Here is a 22597-nt window from a genome sequence, read left to right as displayed (position 1 = left end):
GAATCTTGAGCCGCGGGCGCCCCCTGGAGAACACTGCTGGGCGTGACCCCGATGCGCCGATCGACCGTCCCCCCCTTGACAGGGGAAGCGCCTGCCGCGCAAAGGGGCTCGGTGCACCCGCTGCCGCTGTCCGCGTCCGACGACGAGACGCTCGCGCGCGCCGCGGCGCAGGGGCACCCGGGCGCGGCGCCCGTCGTGTGGCAGCGGTTCGCGCCCCTCGTGCGCAGGATCCTGAAGCGCACGCTCGGGCCGGGCGACGAGGTCGACGATCACGTGCAGGACACGTTCCTGCGCTTCTTCCGGGTGGCCAAGGACCTCCGGGACCCGTCGCTGCTCTCGAGCTTCATCGTCGGCATCGCGGTGCGCGTCGCGCGCGCCGAGCTCAGGCGCCGCCGCCTGCGCCGCTGGCTCCAGCTGTCGCCGTCGGGCGAGCTCCCGGACGTCGGCGGCGCGCAGCAGGATCCGCAGGGCCGCGCGGCGCTCGCGCGGCTCTACCGCATCCTCGACCAGGTGGACGACCGGTCCCGGACGCTCTTCGTCCTCCGCTTCATCGAGGGGCTCGAGCTCACCGAGATCGCCGCGGCCCTCGACTGCTCCCTGGCCACCACGAAGCGCCACCTCGCGCGCGCCTCGCACCGGATCCTCACCGCCGCCGAGCGCGATCCCGCGCTCTCGACCTACCTCACGAAGGCCCCGCAAGCGATCGATCTGCACGGGAGCCTCGCCCGCGAAGGAGAGCAAGATGAATGAAGCGGAGAAGTTGAGCCGGCTCGCTGCCCTCGCGCGGGAGGGGATCCCTGCCGACGTGGATCCGGCGCACGACGCCGCCGAGCGCGATCGGCTCGTGGCGGCGGTGAGCCGCGGGGCCGCCTCGCGCCGCGGCGCCCTCGGCCGCGTCGTCGAAGGGCGGCTCGGGTCGCTCCGCCTCTTCCCCGCGGCGGCGGGGCCGCGGTGGGGCCTCGCGCTCGCCGGCGCCGCGGCGCTCGCGCTCGCGCTCGTCGCCCTCTGGCCGGCGCAGCGGCTCGACTACGCGGTCGAGGGCGCGCCGGGCGCCGCGGGCGGCTACGTCGCCGCGGCGGGCGAGGAGGCGCGGCTCCGCTTCACCGACGGGACGAGCGTCGCGCTCGCGCCGGGCAGCGCGCTGCGCGTGGCGGAGGTCGACGCGGCCGGGGCGCGCATGCTGCTCGAGCACGGCAAGGCGTCGCTGCGGGTCACGAAGCGGCCCGCGGCGCGCTGGTCCGTCGAGGCGGGGCCGTACGCGGTCGTGGTCACCGGGACGGCGTTCGACGTCGCCTGGACGCGCGGCGATGGCACCCTGCGCGTCGACCTGCACGAGGGCAGCGTGACCGTGCGCGGGCCGCTCGCGCCCGAGGGGCTGCCGCTGCGGGCCGGGCAGCGGCTCGTCGCGCGGCTGTCCGAGGGCGACATGCAGATCTCGAGCGCCGACGGCCCGAGCGCGGCGGCCCCGGCGGAGCCGCCGTCCGCGGAAGCGGGGGCGCTGCCTGGAGAAGAGAAGACCACCGGACCCGGCGCCGTGGAGGGCGGCGCCGGGGCCGCACGGCCGGAGGGCTCGCGGGCAGAGGGGGCGCCCGCGAGCCTTCCGCCGGACGGTCCGGGGACCGCGGCGCCGAGCTGGGCGAAGCGGGTGGCGGCGGGCGATTTCCGGTCGGTCCTGGCCGAGGCCGAGCAGCGCGGCGTCGCCCAGGTCGTCGAGCGCGCCTCGCTCGACGACCTGGTCGCGCTGGGGGACGCGGCGCGGTACGCGCGGCGCGGCGACGTCGCGCAGCGCGCGCTCTCCGCGACGCGCAAGCGGTTCCCCGGGACGACCCACGGCAAGGCGGCGGCGTTCCTGCTCGGGCGCATGGTGGACGACGGCGGCTCGCCCGGGGCGGCCGTGGCCTGGTACGACACGTACCTCGCCGAGGCGCCGGGCGGCCCGTTCGCGGCCGAGGCGCTCGGCCGCAAGATGGTGGCAGTCGAGCGCACCGGCGGCCGCGCGGCGGCGCGGCCGATCGCGGAGCTTTACCTGAAGCGCCACCCGCGCGGCGCGCACGCGCCCGTGGCGCGCGATCTCCTGAAGCCGTGACATCGCTTGACTGCATGAGATTGGCCTTCTGACGTTCCTCCTCCCCTCCTCGCCTGGCCAGGGATCCCGAGAGATATCAACGCAAAGGCGCAAACCAGAATTTTCTCTGTATTTTGCGCCTTTGCGCCTTTGCGCCTTTGCGCCTTTGCGCCTTTGCGCCTTTGCGTTGATATCTCTCTTCTCTCGCTGTGATCCCCGCCAAGACTCCTGACAGGCCGAACTAGCCAAGCTTTGCTCGACGACCGCGATCTCGCGGAGACGCACCACGCGTCCGCGCCGACATGACGTGCCATCGCGCGGCGCGGGGCGCCGGCTCCATCGGCTGCCTCACTCCTCCCCGGTCAACCACGTGTGCACCAGCGTCGCCTCGAGCTCGGGCCCGTCCCCATCCATGCCCGTGAAGCCCTCTTCCAGGAGCGCGTTCGACTCCACCGCGGAGACGACGCCGTTCGTCGCCACCGTGATATGCGCCACCTTGTTCGACGAGAACCCTTCTCTCACGAGCGCCCCGTCCTCGCCCACGAGCGCCACCGCCGCCGCCTGGATCCCGTTGTCTGCCCGCGTCTTGTGGCCGATCACCTTGAGCGTGAAGGTCCGTCCCAGATCGGCCGCCGTGAACCGGGGCGGCAGATCGGCCGGATCCTGGCTGCCATAACGCACGGTGCAGTGATGGGCGTAGCGCCTCGGCAGCGTCGCGAACCGCTCTTTCAGCGCGCGGGAGGACGCCTCCGAGAGCACCAGGGCGAAATACCCGTCCGGGTGCAGGTTGGCCTTGGGGTCGACGAGCGCGCTGCCCGGGAGCACCGTCACCATCAGGGTGAACGCCGCGTGGGCTGCGCCGTCCTCCCACGGCCGCCGGTACTCGAGCCGCAGCGCCGCGCGGCCAGGCGCGAGCGCGGCGAGCTCCCAGGCCTCGTGGCCGCCGGTCGAGGTTGCGGGCGGCGGCAGCTCCCGGGAGAAGGCATGACCCGAAAAGCCCAGGACCTGCCGGTCCACGGCGGTGATCGTCCAGCAGTACCCCGTGGCCGGGTTGGACGGCAGCGTGATGTGGAGCTTTTCCCCGAGCAGCAGCGCGATCGCCCGGCCGCTGTCCCGCATCGAGAGGGGCGTGGTCCCCGCCGTTCTGTCGTTGGTCATGTCGTCGCTCGGTTCATGGTATACCTCCTCGCCTGGAGGGTCGAACCATGGATGCGAGGAGCCCCGGCGCGCCCGGCGCCGCTGAAGGGCAGCGGGAGAGTCACGATAGACGATTGCCTGAGCTCCACTTCCGCCTTGCCCGTCCCGAGGACGCGGCCCGCCTTCAGGCCATCCGGCGCGCGGCCTTTGCGCCCGTGTTCGCGTCATTCCGCGCGATCCTCGGCGACGAGATCTACGAACTCGCGCAGCGGCGGGGAGACGAAGCGCAGGAGGGGCTGCTGACGTCGCTGATGGCGGCCGACTCGCGCTGGGAGCTGCACGTGGCGCAGTCCGGCGACGAGATCGTCGGCTTCGTGGCGCTTCAGCTCGATCCGGAGACCCATGTGGGCGAGATCGGCCTCAATGCCGTCGACCCCGCGCACGCCGGCAAGGGGATCGGCACCGCGATGTACGAGTTCGCGGTGGCGTGCATGAAGCAGGCAGGGATGAAGGTCGCCACCGTCGGCACCGGCGGCGATCCGAGCCACGCCCCGGCGCGGCGCGCGTACCGAAAGGCGGGGTTCGACGTCGAGATCTCCAGCGTGTGGATGTGCCGCAAGCTCTGATGTAGCCCGCCCCCTTCCGCTGCACGAGCGTGTGGGTGCATCGGCGGACAACGCCAGGAAGGCCTGCGCCGGCGGCTCCGCTGCCTTCGGATGCGCCATAGGGTCGCCGAGGCCGACACCCTGAGGAGATCTTGCTCTACGCTCCCCCCGATGCCCAGCGACGCTCCTGTCGATCTCTACTCGCTCGCCTTCACCTGCAGCGTCGACCCGCTGCTCTTGCTCGATGAAAGCGGTCGGATCCTGGCGCTGAACCCCGCCGCCGAGCGCCTCTGCTCCACTGCCGGGGCGACGGAGCGCGGAGGGCCCGTCGAGGAGCTCCTGCGGCCCGATCCGCCCCTCGGCGCGCTGCTCGAGCAGGTGCTCCGCGATCGCGCCTCGCGCGCCCTGCCGCCCGACTTCACCCTCCACCTCGCGGACGAGCGCGTCGTGCTCGCCGAGGGCAGCCTCAGCCCGCTCGTCGACCCCGCGGGCGCGTGCGCCGCCGTGCTCCTCGCGCTGCGGGACGTGACCGAGCGACGCCGGGCCGAGCAGGCGGCGCGCGATCAAGGAGCGCGCCTGCACGCGGCCGCCGAGGCGCTCGACGTCGGCTTCGTCATCTACGATGCCGAGGAGCGGCTCTGCTTCTTCAACACGGCGTACAAATCGCTCTACCCCGAGTGTGCCGCCGCCATCGAGATAGGCAATACGTTCGAAGACGTCGTCCGCGAGGGCTGCCGGCACGGGATCCACCTCCACAGCGGCCTCAGCGAAGACGAGTGGGTCGCCGCTCGCCTCGCGGACCATCGCCGCCCCGGGGAGGTCTACGTGCGGCGCTTCGGGGACCGCTGGCTCACCCTCAAGAGCGACCGCCTCGCCGACGGCAGCTTCGTCGGCCTGCGGATCGACACCACCGAGCTCAAGAAGACAGAGCTCGCCCTCGAGCGCGAGCGGCAGTTCATCCGCCTCGTGCTCGACTCCATCCCGAGCATCGTCACGGTCAAGGATCGGGAAGGCACGATGGAGCTCGTCAGCAAGGGCTACGCCGAGATGTACGGCACCACGCCGGAGCGGGCGGTGGGCACGAACATCGCCGATCTGCCGCCCTCCCGCCCCGAGCGCTCCGCCATCAGCGACATGGACCGGGAGGTGCTCGCGCGCATGCAGCGGGTCTCGAGGGTTCAACCCATCACGCGCCCGAACGGCGAGGTGCGGTGGATGTCGATCATCAAGGTGCCCCTCGTCGAGCAGGACGGCACGGCGCACATCCTCGGCATCGGCACGGACATCACGGCGCAGCGGGAGCACGAGGAGCACATGGCCGCCACGATCGTCGAGCTCGAGCGGCAGAAGCAGGCCATCGCCGATCAGCTCGCGGTCATCCAGCGCCAGCAGGCGCTCATCCGCGCCCTGTCCACGCCCGTCCTCCAGGTCGCCGAGGGCGTGCTCGCCGTGCCGCTCATCGGCGCGCTCGACGACGCGCGCGCGGCCGACGTCACCAGCAAGCTCCTCGACGAGGTCGTGCGCACGGGCGCTCGCTTCGCCATCATCGACGTCACCGGCATCGACAGCGTCGACGCCGCGACGGCCGACCACCTCGTCCGCATCGTCCGCGCGATCCGCCTGCTCGGCGCGCGCGGCGTCCTCACCGGCATCGGGCCCGCCGTCGCCCAATCCATGTGCGGCGTCGGGGTCGACCTCTCCGGCGTCACCACGCACGGCAACCTCCGCGCCGGGATCGAGGTCTGCCTCCGCGCGCTGCCCGCGCGGCGCTGAGCGCTGCCGGCGCTCCCATCCTGCGCGATGGTGACGAGGAAAGCAGCGCAGAACCGCAGTGGATGGATTCCGGTATCCGCGAGCGCGGCGAGCCAAGGCGCCAAGGCGCCAAGATATTCTCTTCTTCTTGGCGTCCTTGGCGTCTTGGCGTCCTTGGCGCTTCGACTTGTGCTCGTCTCAGGCTGGTTCAACCCGTCTGTCGCGCTAGCGCTTGCCTGCGGCGGCGGGCGCCGCGGGCTGCGCTGACGGCGTGATGACGCGGAACTTCCCGCTCAAGTGCAGCAGCGACATCGTGTACAACATGCCGTCATAGTACCGCCACTTGCCGGTGGGCGGCTCACGCTGATACACGTCTTCGACGAAACGCCAGGCCCGCGGGTGGGTGGCAGCCAGGGCCGCGACGCCGTTCATCGACACGAGCCCGAGCGACTCGTGATCGACGAGGGGCTTGCCGTCGAGGCTGAAGTTGGCCTTGTACTTGGGGCCCTGCGCCTCGAAGAACGCGAGGAGCCGATCGCTCAGCTCGGTCTCCCGCGGGTCCTTCGCCCACCACGCCGCGTCCACCGACCAGTTCATGGCGGTGCGGAACGCGTCGTAGCGGAAGTTGACGGTCCCTGCGTCCCAGGAGGCGGCCTTGGGGGTGCCGTCGAAGTTGGCGTAATCCGGAGAGAGCCCGGTCTTCGGGTGGGTCGTCTTGACGAAGAAATCGCGGCTCACCTTGGCCGCCTCGGCCCAGAACGCGCGATCCGCCTCGGGGCCCCAGGCCGCCCAGAGCTCGTAGAACGCAGGCAGGTGGTACGATGGATCGGTGTGATCGCCGTTCTTCGAGAAGTTGTCCGAATCGGGCGTGAACCGCACCATCTTGTGCTCGGGGCTGAAGAGCGAGACCAGCGTGGTCTTGCGCTTGTCCGCGTTGACCGTCCCGGTGATGGACTTGCGGTTCTTCATCACGTCGAGCAGGTTGAAGGCCTCCTTCCGATAGTCGTAGATGCCTTTGCCGTTACCCCAGCGGTGGGACGCGAACAGCAGCGCCGTCGCGAAGTACTCCTCCGCGTCGGGGGCGGGGTTCTCATCCATGGCCGTGCCATCCGGGCGCATCTGCCAGGAGAAATAGCCGAAGCCGGGGTGGCGCGGCTCCGCGTGGTACATGTGAGACTTGGCCCAGTTCCACAGCGCGTCGAAGTCGTCTTTCCGGTCGACCTGCACGGCGATCATCATGCCGTACGACATCCCCTCGGAGCGGACGTCGTTGTTGCCGATGTCCATGATGTACGCCTTGGGGCCGTTCGCGTTCTTCCCAGCCGCGAACAGGACGGCCTGCTCCTTGGGATCGCCGTGGAACAGCTGCGCGTAGGCCTTCGCGACCTTGGCGTCGATCTCGGCGGGCTTGTGGCCCAGCTCGGCGAACAGATTGCGATACTCGCCGGTGACGTATGCTCCTTTGGCGGCAGGCCGGAGCGGCGGACCGAGGGGCGCAGGCTCCGCCGCGCTGGACGGCTGAGCCGTCGCTGGGGCCGTCTGAGCCGCGCCGTCCTGGCTCGAGGTGCCCGAAGGAGCGGCGCTGCCGGCTTGACTGGCGGCGCTCGCCTGATTCGGAGAGCCGACCTGGCTGCCTTGGTTGCTGGGCGCGCAGGCGATCACCGCGAGCGCAAACCATGACGATGCGACCGGAGACGTTATCATTCGCAAGTTCATCGCTGTCCTCATTACCGAGCTCGCATCCGGCGTTCTCGATTCGTGCAAACCTGGCGTTGCTCGTGGGTCCATCGGCTATCCTGCTCGGGCTGACGATCCCGCTCTCGAGCGACGCAGGAGGCCGCGATCTAGATGATCGCTGCCGACGGCGAAGGAAATCCAAACGCTTCGGAGATGTCAAGCACCAACTGCGGGATTTGCCCCGGATCGACGGGACCTGCTTCTATGGGATCCGGCGCTCCTGGAAAAATAACCTTGAATCAAGAACTTGTCTATGCTCCGGCCCGATGCGCCCGCCTCGCCCTCTCGGCCTGCCTCGCGGGGGTGGTCGCGGCGTGCTTTGCGCGCGGCTCACGCCACGGACTGTGAACGTCAAAGGATGAACAAGCATGAAGACCGCAAGTTCAAAGGACGGCACGACATTGGCCTACGACGTCTACGGCAGCGGACCCGCGCTTATTTACATCACCGGAGCCAGCTGCTTCCGGTCGTTCAAGCCCGTCCTGCAGGACGCCAAGGGGTTCGCCAAGGAGTTTACCGTCTACAACTACGACCGCCGGGGGCGCGGCGATAGCGGCGACACGCCGCCGTACTCGATAGAGCGCGAAGTCGACGACATCGAGGCCATGATCGACGCAGCTGGCGGCAAGGCCAACCTGTACGGCCACTCCTCTGGTGCCGTGCTCGCCCTCGAGGCCGCCCTGCGCTTGGGCGACAAGGTGAACAGGGTGTCGATGTACGACCCCTCCTACGTGCACGACGAAGCAGAGAAGGTTGCGTACGGCCAGCTGAGCCAAACAGTACAGAGGCTGCTCGACAACGGTAAAAACAAAGAAGCCATGATCACCTTTCTGAAGGGCATCGGCATGCCGAGCATCTTCGTCTGGCTTCTGCCCCTGTTTCCTGGCTGGAGGACCATGGTTGCGCTCGCGCCGACCCTCGCGTACGACATCGCGCTGACCAAGGACCTCCCGCCGGTCGACCGGGCCGCTCGAGTTACCGTACCGACGCAGGTCATCGTAGGCGAAAAGAGCCCAGCCGGTATTCACGAGGTCGCGAGCCAGCTGGCGAAGGCGATCCCGAACGCGAGGCTCGAGCGACTTGCGGGTCAAGACCACATGGTGAGCGCGAAGGCTTTGCTGCCCGTGCTCTCGCGTTTTCTGAAGCAGTAATCCATCGTCACCCCGTCGCGCCGGGGGATCCGCCTTTCGACCGCGCCGCCGCGCACCGCTCTGCGTAGGGTGCGGCAGGATCTCCTGCTCGAAGGGCGCGGTGAGCGACCAGGGGACGACCCAGTGATGATCGCGGCCTCAACGCCGGAGATCGCGGAGGTCACCGGCAGGGCCACCGGCCGCCGTCGAGGTCGAGCGGCATCTCCATGCTGTTGAAGCCCCAGGCGTTCGCCTGATCGCAGAAGAGCGACCGATCGGTCATGTGACCGGAGAACGGATCGTCGTACTCCACCTCGAACACGGCCTTGCCGTTCGCCAGGAAGGTATCGACGAGGATCTCGCACTCTTCGTACTCGAAGCACTGCTCGTTCAGCGTCCAGTCGAAGTGCGGCCACAGGTCCTCCGCCTGCTCGATGTCGCCCTTGAGCCCGACGGACATGCCCATCTCGTGGGCGAGATCCGCGATGAACCGGTTGTAGGCGATCTGGTCCTCGTAGGTGAGAGGGAACCCCGAGTCGTTGGCGTAGCCGTCGACCTCGTCGGGCTCGATCGCGTCGAAGCCCTTGTCCTTGCAGGCCTGGAACCGGGCCTGCATGATCGGCCCGAGGACGTCGATCTGCCGGATGTCGAGCCAGAACGAGCCCTCCCAGTGGTAGTCCGGGTTGCCCTTGACCGACTCCGGGAAGTCGCCGGCGTCCGGCCGGTAGTCCTCGAACGCGCCGACGTCGACGTAGCAGATGACCTTGGCGCCCCTCGCGTGGAGCGCGGCCACCGTCTCGGCCGGCGTGTACTCCCAGTCGATGTCGTAGACCGTCGGAGGCGACGACGCGATCGGCGCTCCGGTGGGGTCGACCAGGCCCATGTCCTTGGGATCGTCCAGATCCAGGGGGTGGTCGATCATCCAGTGCCATGACGTCTCGAGCGCCGGGATCCAGAGCTCGGAACCCCCTCCGCCGGACGTCGATGAGGCGGACGTCGACGAGGCGGACGTCGACGAGGCGGACGTCGATGAGACCGCCGCCGACGCCGGCGTGCCCGAGCTGTCCGGCGCGCCTCGGCCCGTGCCCCCTGTTCCGCCCTGATCCGAGCCGGCGTCGCCGCACGCGACGTGCACTGCCGAGAAGACGGCGACCAACGACTTCAGCACCGCGGGCCAGGACCGATTCATGATGGCGCTCCTCCAGGGAAAAGAAAATTCAAGCGTGCCGGAAACGTCGAACCGTGAGCCGCGGGACCTGCCCCGGGTTGACGGAACCATCTTCTATGCGATCCGGCCCGTCGACATAAGGTGTACATCGGTGAAGAAAGGCAAAGCTCGACGCGACAAAAAAAGCGGAGGATGGCGGCGCAGGAAACCTGTGCTCGTCGCGCAGGCGCGGACGTCGCGGATCGCCTCCCGGTCGCGCCTCATGACGTCGACGTCACGGCGCGCGGCTCGCCGAGCCGCTTCCATGCGCGGATCAACCACCAGCCCAGGAGCGCGTTGACCGGGCCCATGCCCGGGAGCGTGGCCATGGCGAACCACGTCAGGTGGTCCGCCATGAGGAAGTACACGAGATCGGTGAACACATCGCAGAGGCGCACGCCCGCCACGAGGAGCAGCCACCATGTCTCCCGTCGCCAACGCACGACGGCCATGGACTGCACCAGCAGGAAACCGGCCCACTGGGCGGCCGTCCGGGGCAGGAGCGCCTCCGGGTCTACATACGTCGTCCCGTGGAAGGCGTCAAACCACCCCTGTGGAAAGAAGAACGCCCAGATAGAAAGGGTGAGATCGAAGACGACGAGGGTTGCGAGGAGCGCGGTGATCCGCTGCTCGAGCGCGCGATCGGGTGGCGTCATGCCTTTCAGTATAGGCCGCCGACCTCGGCCTCGAGCGCGCCGACACGCGCGCTCACCGCCGGCCGGCCGACGCCGAGCGTCCGTCCGGCACGGGTGAAGCTGCGCGTCAGGTGAACGCGCGGGGTCCGGAGGCGCTCAGCTGCTCGATCCCCTCGAGATGGGGACGTCGCCGAGGATGTCGAAGCCGCCGTCCTCGCGCACGGTGATGATGCGGTTGTTCTCGTAGATCGCTTTGATCTCCGGAGAGCGGACGATGTACCAGCCGGCCGACGGCCTCGCCTGGGCCTCCACGCCCACCTTGTGATCGTCCGCCGAAGCGGTGAGCGGGTTGCCCCAGCCGACCTGCCGCTGGATGAAGAAGTTGTTGCGGATCGTGGAGCTCGCGAAATCGTTCCCCCTGCTCGCGACGTAGTGGTGGTTGATGCCCGCGACCGCCCCCCAGAGGAAGTTGTTCTCGATGAGGATGTTGTGGAGCTTGCGCATGTCGGAGCCGTCGACCTCCTGCTTGAACATGATGCTCGCGTTCGAGTAGTCGTCGCCGGAGTTGTACCCGTTCGGCCAGATGCGATACCCGACCATGTCCCGGGGGCCCCCGAGCAGGTTGCCGGTTCGTTAAAAAGAGTGAAGGCGCCATGGCAAGTAAATATTCACCCACGGTGGACGTGCGGGCGCCTCGTCGAGCGCATCGAGGACTCCTGCGGGGAGCGAGCGACGATCAGCCGCTCGCCCGAAGAGCCGTGAACCCTCCAGGGTCCCTGATGAGCGGCGGGTTGCTCTCGTCGCTGAGGTTGCAGCGGTTGCCGTCCGAGCATTGCTTGAGCCAGACGGTCGCGGTGTTGTCGAGGAGGCGCACGTCGCCCTCATCGATGCTGTCGAGCCAGAACTCGTGTTGTTGCTCGATTACAGGACGCTCGCCTCGTTGAAGCGATAGACCACCGTCCCCAGCGCGTGCACGCTCCCCGTCGCGGCGCTCATGACGGTGACGTCGACCCACTGCAAGCGGTCCTTGCGCGCGCGGGTGGCGGCGCGCGCGACCAGATCCGCCGCCGGCGGCGGCCCCAGGATCTGGGCGTGCAAGGCGATGGTGGCTCCCCCCGCCCCGGCCGTCGCCGGGACGACGGTCCACGGGCAGGTCGCCCCCGCGGCGTCGAGCAGCGACAGGACCGCGCCCTCGTGCACGCCGCCGCTGCAATCGAGGTTCACCGGCGCCGCGCTCAGCGAGAGCTCGACGGCGCCGCGCGCCGCGCCGGCGAGGGCCACGCGCCGGCGCGACAGGTACGGGCTGGCCGCGATCGCCTCCTGGATCGCGCGCACGACCTCGGGCGGCGCGCCGTCGAGCGGGCCGCGGGAGGGTCCGGCGACCTCCGCCGCGCCCGGCGAGATGTTTTGGCTGACCGCCGAGGACGCGAGGGCGATCGCGTTGCCGTCGGCGTCGGCGATCCGCGTCTCGAAGAACTCGAGCTCACGCACCCGGCGCACGGACCGGGTCTCTGCCACGACCGGCTTCCGGGCCGCGCGGACGTATTCCATATGCAGCGATACGGTGCAGAGCTCCGCGGCGGCCGCGCCGCGCGCGCGCATGGCCGAGGACGTGGCGATCGGAACCAGCGACGCCAGGGCGCCGCCGTGGATGTGCCCGTACATCGTGTTGCGCTCCTCGAACGGCAGGGCGACGGTCACGGCCGCCTCGCCGGGTTGCAGCGTGACCGCGAGGTCTTGCGCGTACGGCGCGTCGATTGCTGACGGGGAGATCTCGTTCGTCATGGGTGCTCCTCGATACGTGCCGGCAAGGGTGAGGAACCGCCAAGGGCGCCAAGAGCGCCAAGAGCGCCAAGAGCGCCAAGAGCGCCAAGAGCGCCAAGAGCGCCAAGAGCGCCAAGAGCGCCAAGATCTTATTCTCTTCTTGGCGTCCTTGGCGTCCTTGGCGGTTCCTCTCTCGGTCGGATCAACATGATCAGTGTTCTAGCTCCGCCGCCAGAAATCTGCTGCCGTCCCCCGGCGTACCGTCGCGCGAGGCCTTCAATCGTCGTCTTCTCCCCCGGGCTGCTCTTGCCCGCGCGCCGGCTCCAGCCCTCCGTCGCGGCTCTCCTCGAGCACCTCCGCGAGGCTCGCCGCGATGTCGGCGATCGCCGCGTCCACCCGGTCCGCGTGGGTCCTGAAGCTCAGGATGCACATCCGCAGCAGCAGCCGCCCCCCTGCCCTCACCCCCGTGAGCAGCACCCGCTGCTTCGCGTTCACCCGCGCGAGCAGGCGCCGGTTCAGCGCGTCGAGCGGCGGCCCGTCCTCGATCCCCGGCGGGCGCGCCCTGAACGCGAGCAGCGACAGCTCGGGCTCCGCCGCGACCTCGATGTGCGCCGTCCGCCGGAGCGCGTCCGCCGCGCCGCGCGCCAGCGTGAGCTTCTCGTCGAGCGCGGCCCGGAACACCGAGGCCCCGTGCATCTTCAGCGGCAGCCACACCCGGAGCCCGCGCGCGTCGCGCGACAGCTCGGGGCCGAGCTCGCAGAAATCCACGAGGTCGTCCTCCGCCTGCATCGGCGGCATGTACGACGCCGAGACCGCGTGCGCGCGCCGCAGCGCCTCGCGGTCGCGCACCGCGAGGCAGCCCGTCCCGTACGGCAGAAAGAGGCTCTTGTGCGGGTCCAGCGTCACCGAGTCGGCGCGCTCGATCCCGCGCATCGCCGCCCGCCCTCGCTCGGTGAGCGCGAAGAACCCGCCGTAGGCCGCGTCGACGTGCAGCCAGAGCCGCTCCGCCACGGCGAGGTCGGCGAGCGCGCGCAGGTCGTCGACCGCGCCGGTGCCCGTCGTGCCCGCGGACGCGACGAGCAGGAACGGCGACAGGCCGCGCGCCCGGTCGCGCGCCACCACCTCCGCCGCTGCGTCGGGCCGCATGCGGAAGCGCCCGTCCACCGGGATCTCGCGCACGGCCTCCGGCGGAAAGCCGGCGAGCAGCGCGGCCTTCTTCACCGAGTGGTGCGCCTCCTCCGAGGCGTAGAGGGTCCCCCGGAGGAAGTCCGGCGGCAGGCGATCGCGGCGCGCGGTGATCACCGCGACGAGGTTCGCGAGCGAGCCGCCCGTCGTCAGGATCCCCCCCGAGCCCTCGGGCAGGCCGAGCATGGCGCAGAACCAGGAGATCACGTCCGCCTCGATCTGCACGAGCAGCGGGGCGGCCTGGAAGACGCCCACATACCGGTTCACCGCGTCGGCGATCAGATCGGCCACCGCCGCGTGAAAGAGCCCGCCGCCCGGGATGTACCCCATGTAGCCGGGCGACGCGGTGTTCAGGCTCATCGGGATCACCTTCCCGAAGAGCCGCCGGAGGAGCTTCTCATAAGGCGTCCCGCGCTCCGGCAGGCGCTCCCGGAGCAAACGCGCGAGCCGCTTGCCCCCCCGCGTCGCGTGCATCGGCTGCTCCGGCAGGCTCTCGATGTGCGGCACGATGTGATCCATCGCGAGCGCGACCATCTCGCGCATGACGTCGCCCGACAGCTCGAGCGGGTGCGGGCCTGACAGCGGAGGTTTCGGGCGGGCCAACGCCCGCCATCCTACGCCATCGCGCGCTCCGGGTCGGCCCGCGGGACGAGGCGCCGGCGGGAGGTCCTGCGCCTCCAGGCCGGCCTGCTCGCCCGCGACTCCGCCTCGCCGGGGCCTGCTCACCCGGTCGATCCGCAGCCGATCGCCCTCGCCCTCGCCCGCGCCTGCTCCGCGGTCACCGAGCGTGGGCTCGCGTTCCCCCAGCGCTCGATCACGCGCGTGTAGGCCTCGCAGGCGCCGGAGACGTTCCCCGTCCGCTCGAGGGCCTGACCGAGGAACCAGAACGACCGGACGTACCTCACCGGCCAGTCGAGGACATCACACGTCGTGACCGCCCGGCGGAGCGCGGGGAGCGCGTGGTGAGGCATGCCCGCGAGATAAAAGACCGCGCCGATGTCCGCCTGGACCTCATGACCGATCTGATGGCTCATCAGCGCCGTCTGAGGCAGCGTGGGCACGGCCTCCGCCGCCTCCTCGGGGCCCTCGATCCACCGCGCGTGCTCCCTCACCAGGGCGGTGAGATCGGCCGCGCCCGGAGCGCTCGACCGGGCCAGGTGCTCGGCTCGCTTCTCCTGGAACGCGGCCCTGGAGAGGAGGCCGGCGCGCATCATCACGCGCAGCAGGTCCGGCGAGCCGCTGGCGCAGGCGCTGTGGTGGTTGAGGCACATCTGGGCGGCGTTCGCCGCCTCGAGCTTGCGATCGGTCTCGAGGTAGATGTCGATGAGCGCGCGCACGACATCGACGTGGGCCCTGGAGTCCGGGCCGATCCAGAAGAGCGCCTTCCGCAGCTGCTCCTCGGCCTGCGAGAAATTGCCCGCCATCGCGTTCAGGCTCGACTCGTCGATCAGCGACGTGGAACGCCACTCCGACTCCGGCAGCGAGGCCCAGCTCTGCCGCATCACCTCGAGGACCTCGTCGCGAGGCCGTCCCTGCGCGAGCCGCGACGACGCGAGCTTGCGGTGGATCAGGTGGCCCTTGGCGCTCTTCTCCCCCAGCGCGAGCCGCAGGTCCTGCTCGACGTCCGCGCACCGGCCGAGCGCGCTGTGGTACTCGCCCTGGATCTCGTGGCAGCTGGCTGCGCCGGGCGAGCTCGCGAGGCACCGATCGAGGGCGGCGGCGGCGTCGCTGAACCTCCCGAGGCGCAGCGACGCCTGCGCCAGCGCGGCCCACCCCTGGGCGTAATGCCGGTCGATCTCGACGGCCCGCGCCGCCGCGGCGACGCTGGTGTGGATGTCCGGCTCCAGCGCGCAGCGCGCGAGCAGGGCGGACGGCTCCGCCTCGTGCGGGCGCTGCGCCGTGAGCGCGCGCAGCCGCGCCGCGCAGAGCGCCATGTCCGGGGGATCGCGGACGATCGCGGGCTCCATCGCCTCGAGCAGCGCTCGATCCTCGGGGCCGAGCCCGGCGCGCAGCGCCTCGGCGCGCGTGTAGCTCGCCCGGGCCTCGGCGAGGTCCGGCGTGTACATCGCGAGGCGAAGGTGCGCCGCGGCGAAGTCCCCGTCGAAGGAGATCGCCTGTCGCAGGCCTTCCAGCGCCTTGCCTTCGCTCGCGTCGCGGGCGGCCTGGAGCGCGGCGTTGTACAGGTCGAGCGCCCGCCGATCTGCCGTGAGCACGGGGACGGCCGCGACCTGAGGAGGCCGTCTCCACAACGCGAGCCCCCCCGCGACGGCCGCCGCGAGCGCCGTGACCGCGCCGATCTTCCAGGCGGCCGCCCGGAGGCCGGTGCGTCCCCCGGTCGAGCGGCCCTCCGCCGGGGGCGCCGCGGCGCCGGGGCGCTCGGTCGCCGCCATGGGGTCCACCCCGTCCCCGTTCGCCGCCTGGTCATCCAGCGCCGCGGGCGGCCCGGAGCGGGCAGCTCCCAGCGCCGGCGCATCGAAGCGCGGCGCCGGCGCATCGGAGCGCGGCGCCTCGGCCTGCGCGAGGTGCGCGAGCGCGCGGTCGACCTCGCGCAGGTCGGAGAGGCGTGCGTCGCGGGACGTCGACAGCATGCTGTTCACGAGGCCGGAGAGCTGCCGGGGCACGTCGGGCGCGACCTCCTCCAGCGGGGGAATGGCGCCTGTCACGATGATCTTGAACACCTGACCGGCGTTGTCCGCTCGCGTGGGGAGCACGCCCGACAGGCACTCGTAGAGCAGGAGGCCGAGCGACCAGATGTCGGTCCGATGGTCGATCTGCCGCTCTCCGAACGCCTGCTCCGGCGACATGTAGCAGGGCGTGCCGAGCCTCGCGCCGCTCTCGGTGAGCCCCGTCGTCTGCGCATCCTGCCCGTTCGCTGCCGTCAGCTTCGCGATGCCGAAGTCGAGGACCTTGACCCGCTGGCTCGACCCGTCGACGAGGAAGATGTTCTCCGGCTTCAGGTCGCGGTGGACGACGCCCAGCGCGTGCGCCGCCCCGACGGCCGAGATGACCTGCTGGAAGATCGAGGCGACCTCGCCGAGCGGCATCCTCGGCCCGCGCGAGAGCCTGCTGGCGAGCGACTCGCCGGACAAGAGCTCCATGACCATCACGGGCGCTCCGCCCTCGAGCTCGATGTCGTATACCTCGATGACGTTGGGGTGGCGGACGGCGCTCGCGAGCTTCGCCTCGCGCAAGAGGCGCATGCCCACCGTGCCGGACACCGACCCGCCCTTCACGAACTTGAGCGCGACCGGCCTGCCGGTCGTCGTGTGGCGCGCGGCCCAGATCACGCCCATGCCCCCTTCGCCGAGCCGCCGGTCGAGCCGGTATCGGCCGGCGACGATGGCGCCCTCATGCCACGTCTGCCGGCCGCCCTCGGCGCGCTCGTCGCCCTCGCCCGCCGGAGCGCCCTCTCCCGCGGCGAGCCGAGTCGCCTCGAGGCCCAGCGTCAAACTCCCTCCGGGTGGGGTGCGCACGGTAGCCTACATTACCCGCCCCCGTTTGCCTGGTCCAGACCAAGTCGCCGAGGCGAGCTCTCGCATTCCAGGAGGACACGCGTGGAGGTTTACACCCTCAGCCAAGGGGCCCTGACCTCCACCACGCGGCGCGGACGACCCGGGGGCGCCGCGCCGGCGGAGAGCGAGCATGGGGCTCAGCGCCCTCACAGCGTGAACGGCGTCCGGATCCTCACGGGCTCCGTGTCGCCGGTTTCACCAGGGAGCCTGCGCCACCCCTCCTGACAACCCATGGCAGCAGCGAACGCGGCGCGATCGCGCCGCGTCCTCGCCGGCCTCACGCCGGCCCGTTCGCCTCGCGCTCCCGGGCCGATCTCGGCGTCACGTCGGCGCGTAGATGACCAGGTTGCCGTCGCACTGGAGCACCAGGAACGCCCCCGGCTTCCCGCTCGTGTTGGATGCCCACCTGGACTTGCCCGCGTAGTCGTACAGCACGAGGTTGCCGTCCGTCTGCATGATGACGTGCCGGATCGCCACCCCGTCGGTGCCGGTGGCCCACAGGGGCTGTGGATTCGGTCCCTGGCGGTACAGTACGAGGTTCCCGTCGTCCTGCATGCTGAGCCTGTAGGTGCCGTTGGCGGAGTCGATGAAGGTCCCGCGCGCCATGTACTGGCCTCCGAGGACCTTGGTCTGCGGATCGCAGTGCTGGTCGGACTGCTGGGTGTTGCTGGCCCAGACGGGCTTCACCGGCTGAGCGCTCACATCCGCGGCCTGCCCCAGGACGACGGCGAGGCTCGCCGCAGGCAGCGACGCTCGCCTCAACAAGGTCAGGGTGTCATTCATCGCCAGCCTCCTTTCACGATGTATTTTCTCCCGCTCCCATCCTCTTCATGGACCGCCGCTCACGCGCGCGCCGCCGAGGCCGCTGTGCCCTCGGTCCACGCGGATGGGCGAGCCACGAGGTCGTGCAAAGGGCACGCCGTACAGGACATGCACACACGGCGCGACGCCGCGCCGCTGGACGTGTGTGTCCGCCCGTCGCGCCTGCGACGAGGACTCGGCCCGCCGCGGCGCCGGCCGCTCGTCGTCAGGCGAGCGTCTGGGCTGAAGCGCGCATGCACACCTTGATCGCGTCGCGCAGGTTGCTCACGGTCGTCGTGCCGGCGAGCTCCGCGCCGAGCGCCACGAAGAGCTGCGCCACCTGGGGCCGGATCCCGGTCACGAGGCTCTTCGCGCCGAGCAGCCGGATCGCGCGGACGATCCGGACGAGGTGATCCGCCGTCGCCTCGTCGACGGTCTCGACGCCGGTCAGATCCAGGATGACGTGGGTCGCGCTGCTCTTCGCCACCTCGTCGAGCAGGTGCTCGGTCATGTCCTGAGCGCGGGCGGAGTCGAGCTTGCCGACGACCGGCAAGGCGAGCACCTGATCCCACACCCGGATGATCGGCGTCGACATGGACTGGATGGCCGTCCGCTGCTGCTCGATGATGGCGAGCTTCTCGGCGAGGTCGAGCTCGCGCCGCTTGACCTCCTCGATGTCCTGGAAGCAGCCGAAGATGCGGATCACCTTGCCCTGCTCCCAGATCGCGCCGCCGGCGGCGCGCACCCAGACGCGCCGCCCCTTCTCGGTGATGAGCTGCAGCTCGATGTCGTACGGCTCGCCCCGCTGCATGCAGGCCTCGACCGAGCCGCGGATGAGCGGCGTGTGCTCCGGAGCATAGTACCGGAGGGCGTTCTCGAGGCTGGGCTTCTGATCGAGCGGGCGCTCGTGGATGCGGTAGACCTCCTCGGTCCAGAGCAGCTCCAGGGTGCGGCAGTCGAGCTCCCAGCCGCCGACCTTCGCCGTGGACTGGATCTTCTGGAGCAGCGCCGCGCTGCGCCAGGCCGTGTCGTCCGCGCCCGGCCCGGGGGTCAGCTCGCGCCCCGCGCCGACCACGGTCGCCTCCTCGGCGCTGGCGTGGAGCGTGAACCGGATCGTCCGGAAGCCCTGGCACCGGTCGCGCAGGCCAGCCGCGAGGTGCGCGGTGCCCCCGGCCCTCAGGATTCTCTGGAGCTCGCTCCTCGCCGGCTCGCGATCGTCCGCGTGGAGGAGATCGAGGAAATCCCGGCGCTCGACCTCCCCGTCCGGATCGCCGATGACGTTGCGCAAGGCAGCGTTGATCCGCCGGAGCCGCGCGTCTCTGTCGAGCACGAGGAGGAGGTCGTTCGACAGATCGAAAAGCCGCTCGAGCTCGAGCGCGGTTCCGACAGATTGAGCCATGAAAGAGCTTCCCTCTATCTCATCCTCGCGCTCGACATGGCTGCGCGCGACGCTCCACCCACGCGGGTCGGCTGTGATCCGTGAGAGGTTCAGTATGCAGGGCGGCGATTCGTGATGTCAATTCTCCTCTGCTGTCCGCCTCCGATGGCGACCGGCCGGGGTCTTCATCGGCGTGTGCACCTCGCCGCGGGAGTGCAGCGCGCGGCGCGGATGTGGGTGGGGGGACGCGCCGAGCGCCGCCGGGATCGCTCGGTCTCTCGATGCGCCGCGCTCGCGGCGGTCCAGCGCAGCACGCCTCGACGTCTCCTGCGCACGAGATGACTCGCGGCCCCGCGCTCGCCCGTGCGACAGATTGCCTCTGAGGCATCTTGTCGCATAGCGCATTGGAGCTGCATGGCTTCGCGCCGCGCCGGGCGCTGCGCGCATGACCTGCGCGGCGGACGACACGAGATCGCGGTCCCCTTGGCGTCGATCTCAAGACCCACGTGTCCTGTCGTGAGCCGCCGGCTCCCCCGAGCGCGTGGCACGCGCCGACGTGGCACGTGCCGGGTGCCACGTGCCATGTGCCACTCGTCCGGCGCCGCCGGCTTGCTCTCGGGCAGGGACCGCCGCGCCGTGAGCGCCGCCCTTCGAGCGGCGCGCGCCGCGGACGCCGCCTCCTGCGCCGCTCCGCGCCGCCCAGGAGCGCCCAGCGACCGTTCCGGGCACACCGCTTGCCATGAGCCTCGTCGCGCGCCAGGCCGGAGGCCCGGACTACTCCTCGGTCGACACGGACTCTGCCCACAGCTGCGGGTTGAAGGTAGACGGCACGGTGCACTGCTGGGCATTCAGCGACCACGGCCAGCGCTGGCCCCCTTGCCGAGCAGACGACGTTCGCCTCGGTCCGGCGAGATCCCCCGCTCCGGGGCACGCCGATCTCGGAGGGCGCGCCTGCGCCGGCGGCGACCTCCTGCCTCCGTCACGACAAGGGTCGGCGAGAGCTCCTGCCGATCGTCTCTCCTAACCTTCAACGTACCATCCTTGAGGAACCATGTTGCACCCTACGTCTGACAAACCGGCGGCCGTGAGCTCGCGCGCGAGCCGGGGCCGGAGGCTCGGCGCCGCGCTCGCGCTGGGCGCCGCGGCGCTCGCCATGCTCGGCTGCGCCGGCGAGATGCCGGGCGCGCCCGGCGCCGACGTCGGCGACGAGCTCGCCGCGATCCCCCAGGCCCTCCACGACGACGACACGCCGCTCTACGCCGCCTCCGAGGAGCCGATCGTGAGCACCGGCCGCGCCCACGCCTGCGCGCTGAGGCCGAACAGCACGATCGATTGCTGGGGTCTCAACGACCAACACCAGGCCGACGACCCCCAGGGCATCTACGTCCAGGTCAGCGCGGGCGACGCCCACAACTGCGCGGTCGGGCTGAACGGCAGGGTCTACTGCTGGGGCCGCAACACCTATGGTCAGCTGTTTGCCCCCGTGCCTCCCTTCGAGGACCCCGAGAATCCCGACGACACCATCGTCCAGGTCAGCGCTGGCCTGGAGCACACCTGCGGGCTGCGGACGAGCGGCTCGATCCACTGCTGGGGGCTCAACAACTACGGCCAGGGCGCGGACGAGTCGGCGTACCACACGCAGGTCAGCGCAGGCGAATACCACAACTGCGCGGTGCGGTCGAACGGCACGATCAACTGCTGGGGAAGAAACAACTATGGTCAGGCCGCGGACCAGGCGGGCTCGTACACCCAGGTCAGCGCGGGCACGTATCATAACTGCGCGCTGACGACCGGCGGGAAGGCCCACTGCTGGGGGCGCGGCACGGAAGGTCAGCTCAACGCCCCCACGGACACCTTCGTCCAGGTCAGCGTGGGCGTCTATAGCAGCTGCGGGGTGAGGTTGGACGGCACGGTCGACTGCTGGGGAAGCAACCTTTATGGCGGGGCGATCGATCCTTCGGGCTCGTTCTCCCAGATCAGCACGCACCGCGCGATCACCTGCGGACTGAAGCAGGACGGCGCGGTGGACTGCTGGGGTGACAACGAGGCGGACCCGCCGAGCGGCAGCGTCTTCGGGCGCGTCGCGGCCGCGGCGGGCACCTTGCACTCGTGCGCGCTCCGGCCGAACGGCACGATGATTTGCTGGGGAGACAACTCCGACGGCCAGGCCACGGAGCAGCCCGGCGTTTACAGGCAGCTGAGCGCGGGCACCCGTCATAGCTGCGGGGTGACGGCGACCGGCGCGGTCAACTGCTGGGGCGACAACAGCCATGGACAGGGCGCGGATCCGCCGGAGAGCTACATCCACGTCAGCTCGGGCGACAATCACAACTGCGGGATCAAGACGGACGGCACCGTCCACTGCTGGGGGAACGACGAGTACGACAAGGCCACGGATCCGAGCGGCACCTACACCCAGGTCGCCGCGGGCGATTTCCACACGTGCGGGGTGATGACGAGCGGCGCCGTGCACTGCTGGGGTCTCAACAACTATGGGCAGAGCACGGACCCCCCGAACGTCTACATCCAGGTCAGCGTGGGCGATTACCACAGCTGCGGGGTGCGGAGGAACGGCGCAGTCCACTGCTGGGGGAGCAACTCCTACGGCGAGGCCACGGATCCAGAAGGCACCTTCACCCAGGTCAGCCTGGGCCGCAATTTCAGCTGCGGCCTGAAGACGGGCGGCAAGGTGCACTGCTGGGGGAGGGACACCGACGACCGGGCCTCGCCGCCCGAGGCCTACTTTTCCCAGATCAACGCGGCGAGAGACCACACCTGCGGCGTGGGGGTGACCGGCGCCGTGGCCTGCTGGGGGTATCCCGGGTCAGGGCGGACCACGCCGCCGACGAACACGTTCTCCCACGTCGCCGCGGGCCAGGCCCACAGCTGCGGCGTCAAGGCGAACGGCGCGGCGGAGTGCTGGGGAGGCCGGGACTTTTACCCGATGACGGCGCCCGCCGGCACCTTCACCCAGGTGACCGGGGGCTCCTTCTTCACCTGCTGGCTGAAGGCGGACGGCACGGTGCATTGCTTCGGGGACGAGAACAACCACGGACAGCTCGACGAGCCCGCTGGCCCCTTCGTCCAGATCGACTCGGGCTACAACTACACCTGCGGGGTGACGACGCTCGGCAATGTGGACTGCTGGGGGGCAAACTATTTTGGCGGCAGCACCGATCAGGCAGGGGATTTCCTCAGCGTCAGCGTGGGCACATCTCACACCTGCGCGGTGAGGGAGGACCACACCGTGTACTGCTGGGGGAAGAACGAGGAAGGCGAGGCCACGGCTCCTTCAGGTCAATTTACAATGGTCAGCGCGGGCACGTGGCACAGCTGCGGGGTGAGGGTGGGCGGCGCGATCGACTGCTGGGGGGCCAATGAGACTGACTACGGCCAGGCCGCGGATCAGGCGGGGAGCTACACCCAGGTCGGCACGGGCGATGTCCACAGCTGCGGGTTGAGGACGGACGGCACGGTGAACTGCTGGGGGCGGGAGGGCTCCGCCGTGGCGAGCGACCCCCCGGGGACCTTCGTGGAGATCAGCGTGGGCCTGGAGCATAACTGCGGGGTGAGGACCGACGGCACGACCTACTGCTGGGGGCTCGCCAGCCACGGCCAGCTCTGGCCCCCCCTGCCGAACTGACGACGCGCGCCCCGGTCCGGCCAGCCCTCGCCGGACCGGGGCGCGC

The 22597-nt window shown here is 70.4% G+C and carries 18 protein-coding genes; 6 read left to right on the top strand and 12 right to left on the bottom strand.

Annotated features, from left to right (window positions below; genetic code table 11):
* Window positions 1–111: 111 nt before the first annotated feature.
* Window positions 112–750 carry an RNA polymerase sigma factor gene (locus WMF43_RS15225; RefSeq protein ID WP_437680981.1) on the top strand — a complete coding sequence of 213 codons (639 nt, stop codon included), beginning with the start codon at window positions 112–114 and terminating at the stop codon, window positions 748–750.
* Complete coding sequence (locus WMF43_RS15220; RefSeq protein ID WP_437680979.1) at window positions 743–2086, top strand: FecR domain-containing protein; 1344 nt, start codon at window positions 743–745, stop codon at window positions 2084–2086. Before WMF43_RS15225 ends, WMF43_RS15220 begins: the two co-directional genes overlap by 8 nt.
* A gap of 327 nt (window positions 2087–2413) precedes the next feature.
* Here WMF43_RS15220 and WMF43_RS15215 read toward each other — a convergent pair whose 3' ends face one another.
* Window positions 2414–3223, bottom strand: coding sequence for a protease inhibitor I42 family protein (locus WMF43_RS15215; RefSeq protein WP_437680977.1), 810 nt, complete (start codon window positions 3221–3223; stop codon window positions 2414–2416).
* A gap of 47 nt (window positions 3224–3270) precedes the next feature.
* On the opposite strand from WMF43_RS15215, the gene WMF43_RS15210 reads away from it, so the two are divergent.
* On the top strand, window positions 3271–3828 hold the full coding sequence (locus WMF43_RS15210; protein WP_437680975.1) for an N-acetyltransferase family protein: 558 nt from the start codon (window positions 3271–3273) through the stop codon (window positions 3826–3828).
* Between the two features lie 150 nt (window positions 3829–3978).
* On the top strand, window positions 3979–5580 hold the full coding sequence (locus WMF43_RS15205) for a PAS domain-containing protein (protein WP_437680974.1): 1602 nt from the start codon (window positions 3979–3981) through the stop codon (window positions 5578–5580).
* 204 nt (window positions 5581–5784) lie between these two features.
* On the opposite strand, the gene WMF43_RS15200 is transcribed toward WMF43_RS15205, so the two are convergent.
* Complete coding sequence (locus WMF43_RS15200; RefSeq protein WP_437680972.1) at window positions 5785–7263, bottom strand: glycosyl hydrolase family 8; 1479 nt, start codon at window positions 7261–7263, stop codon at window positions 5785–5787.
* 401 nt (window positions 7264–7664) lie between these two features.
* On the opposite strand from WMF43_RS15200, the gene WMF43_RS15195 reads away from it, so the two are divergent.
* Window positions 7665–8447, top strand: coding sequence for an alpha/beta fold hydrolase (locus tag WMF43_RS15195; RefSeq protein WP_437680970.1), 783 nt, complete (start codon window positions 7665–7667; stop codon window positions 8445–8447).
* Between the two features lie 160 nt (window positions 8448–8607).
* Here WMF43_RS15195 and WMF43_RS15190 read toward each other — a convergent pair whose 3' ends face one another.
* The 10 genes from WMF43_RS15190 to WMF43_RS15145 form a co-directional block, all read right to left on the bottom strand.
* Complete coding sequence (locus tag WMF43_RS15190; RefSeq protein ID WP_437680968.1) at window positions 8608–9615, bottom strand: endo alpha-1,4 polygalactosaminidase; 1008 nt, start codon at window positions 9613–9615, stop codon at window positions 8608–8610.
* A gap of 239 nt (window positions 9616–9854) precedes the next feature.
* The gene (locus WMF43_RS15185) at window positions 9855–10289 is read right to left on the bottom strand and encodes a hypothetical protein (protein WP_437680966.1); all 435 of its coding nucleotides are present in this window, start codon (window positions 10287–10289) and stop codon (window positions 9855–9857) included.
* Window positions 10290–10294: 5 nt separating this feature from the next.
* On the bottom strand, window positions 10295–10399 hold the full coding sequence (locus tag WMF43_RS15180; RefSeq protein WP_437684015.1) for a helix-turn-helix domain-containing protein: 105 nt from the start codon (window positions 10397–10399) through the stop codon (window positions 10295–10297).
* A gap of 25 nt (window positions 10400–10424) precedes the next feature.
* Complete coding sequence (locus tag WMF43_RS15175) at window positions 10425–10868, bottom strand: hypothetical protein (protein WP_437680964.1); 444 nt, start codon at window positions 10866–10868, stop codon at window positions 10425–10427.
* Between the two features lie 136 nt (window positions 10869–11004).
* Window positions 11005–11142, bottom strand: a complete 138-nt coding sequence (locus tag WMF43_RS15170) for a hypothetical protein (protein ID WP_437680962.1) — start codon at window positions 11140–11142, stop codon at window positions 11005–11007.
* A 47-nt stretch (window positions 11143–11189) separates the two neighbouring features.
* Window positions 11190–12053 carry a hotdog fold thioesterase gene (locus tag WMF43_RS15165; RefSeq protein WP_437680960.1) on the bottom strand — a complete coding sequence of 288 codons (864 nt, stop codon included), beginning with the start codon at window positions 12051–12053 and terminating at the stop codon, window positions 11190–11192.
* Window positions 12054–12308: 255 nt separating this feature from the next.
* Window positions 12309–13820 carry a pyridoxal phosphate-dependent decarboxylase family protein gene (locus WMF43_RS15160; RefSeq protein ID WP_437680958.1) on the bottom strand — a complete coding sequence of 504 codons (1512 nt, stop codon included), beginning with the start codon at window positions 13818–13820 and terminating at the stop codon, window positions 12309–12311.
* Window positions 13821–13939: 119 nt separating this feature from the next.
* Window positions 13940–16666 (bottom strand): protein kinase domain-containing protein, encoded by a 2727-nt coding sequence (locus tag WMF43_RS15155; RefSeq protein ID WP_437680956.1) that lies wholly within the window; start codon window positions 16664–16666, stop codon window positions 13940–13942.
* Between the two features lie 384 nt (window positions 16667–17050).
* A complete protein-coding gene (locus tag WMF43_RS15150; RefSeq protein ID WP_437680954.1) occupies window positions 17051–17512 on the bottom strand; it encodes a hypothetical protein in 462 nt (153 codons plus the stop codon).
* Window positions 17513–17756: 244 nt separating this feature from the next.
* Window positions 17757–18929, bottom strand: coding sequence for an STAS domain-containing protein (locus WMF43_RS15145; protein WP_437680953.1), 1173 nt, complete (start codon window positions 18927–18929; stop codon window positions 17757–17759).
* Between the two features lie 1030 nt (window positions 18930–19959).
* Here WMF43_RS15145 and WMF43_RS15140 point away from each other — a divergent pair.
* Window positions 19960–22551, top strand: a complete 2592-nt coding sequence (locus WMF43_RS15140) for an RTX toxin (RefSeq protein ID WP_437680951.1) — start codon at window positions 19960–19962, stop codon at window positions 22549–22551.
* Window positions 22552–22597: the final 46 nt, after the last annotated feature.

This window comes from Sorangium sp. So ce131, from assembly GCF_051519095.1.
Lineage (GTDB): Bacteria > Myxococcota_A > Polyangia > Polyangiales > Polyangiaceae > Sorangium.
The sequence above is the reverse complement of the archived record's forward strand: the minus strand, read 5'-3'. Positions and strand labels throughout refer to the sequence as shown.

What these genes read in the sequence shown, in the direction of transcription:
- WMF43_RS15220 (WP_437680979.1), top strand. Translation starts at nt 743, where the DNA reads ATGAATGAAGCGGAGAAGTTGAGCCGGCTCGCTGCCCTCGCGCGGGAG.
- WMF43_RS15215 (WP_437680977.1), bottom strand. Translation starts at nt 3,223, where the DNA reads ATGACCAACGACAGAACGGCGGGGACCACGCCCCTCTCGATGCGGGAC.
- WMF43_RS15210 (WP_437680975.1), top strand. Translation starts at nt 3,271, where the DNA reads ATGGATGCGAGGAGCCCCGGCGCGCCCGGCGCCGCTGAAGGGCAGCGG.
- WMF43_RS15205 (WP_437680974.1), top strand. Translation starts at nt 3,979, where the DNA reads ATGCCCAGCGACGCTCCTGTCGATCTCTACTCGCTCGCCTTCACCTGC.
- WMF43_RS15200 (WP_437680972.1), bottom strand. Translation starts at nt 7,263, where the DNA reads ATGATAACGTCTCCGGTCGCATCGTCATGGTTTGCGCTCGCGGTGATC.
- WMF43_RS15195 (WP_437680970.1), top strand. Translation starts at nt 7,665, where the DNA reads ATGAAGACCGCAAGTTCAAAGGACGGCACGACATTGGCCTACGACGTC.
- WMF43_RS15190 (WP_437680968.1), bottom strand. Translation starts at nt 9,615, where the DNA reads ATGAATCGGTCCTGGCCCGCGGTGCTGAAGTCGTTGGTCGCCGTCTTC.
- WMF43_RS15185 (WP_437680966.1), bottom strand. Translation starts at nt 10,289, where the DNA reads ATGACGCCACCCGATCGCGCGCTCGAGCAGCGGATCACCGCGCTCCTC.
- WMF43_RS15175 (WP_437680964.1), bottom strand. Translation starts at nt 10,868, where the DNA reads ATGGTCGGGTATCGCATCTGGCCGAACGGGTACAACTCCGGCGACGAC.
- WMF43_RS15165 (WP_437680960.1), bottom strand. Translation starts at nt 12,053, where the DNA reads ATGACGAACGAGATCTCCCCGTCAGCAATCGACGCGCCGTACGCGCAA.
- WMF43_RS15150 (WP_437680954.1), bottom strand. Translation starts at nt 17,512, where the DNA reads ATGAATGACACCCTGACCTTGTTGAGGCGAGCGTCGCTGCCTGCGGCG.
- WMF43_RS15145 (WP_437680953.1), bottom strand. Translation starts at nt 18,929, where the DNA reads ATGGCTCAATCTGTCGGAACCGCGCTCGAGCTCGAGCGGCTTTTCGAT.
- WMF43_RS15140 (WP_437680951.1), top strand. Translation starts at nt 19,960, where the DNA reads ATGTTGCACCCTACGTCTGACAAACCGGCGGCCGTGAGCTCGCGCGCG.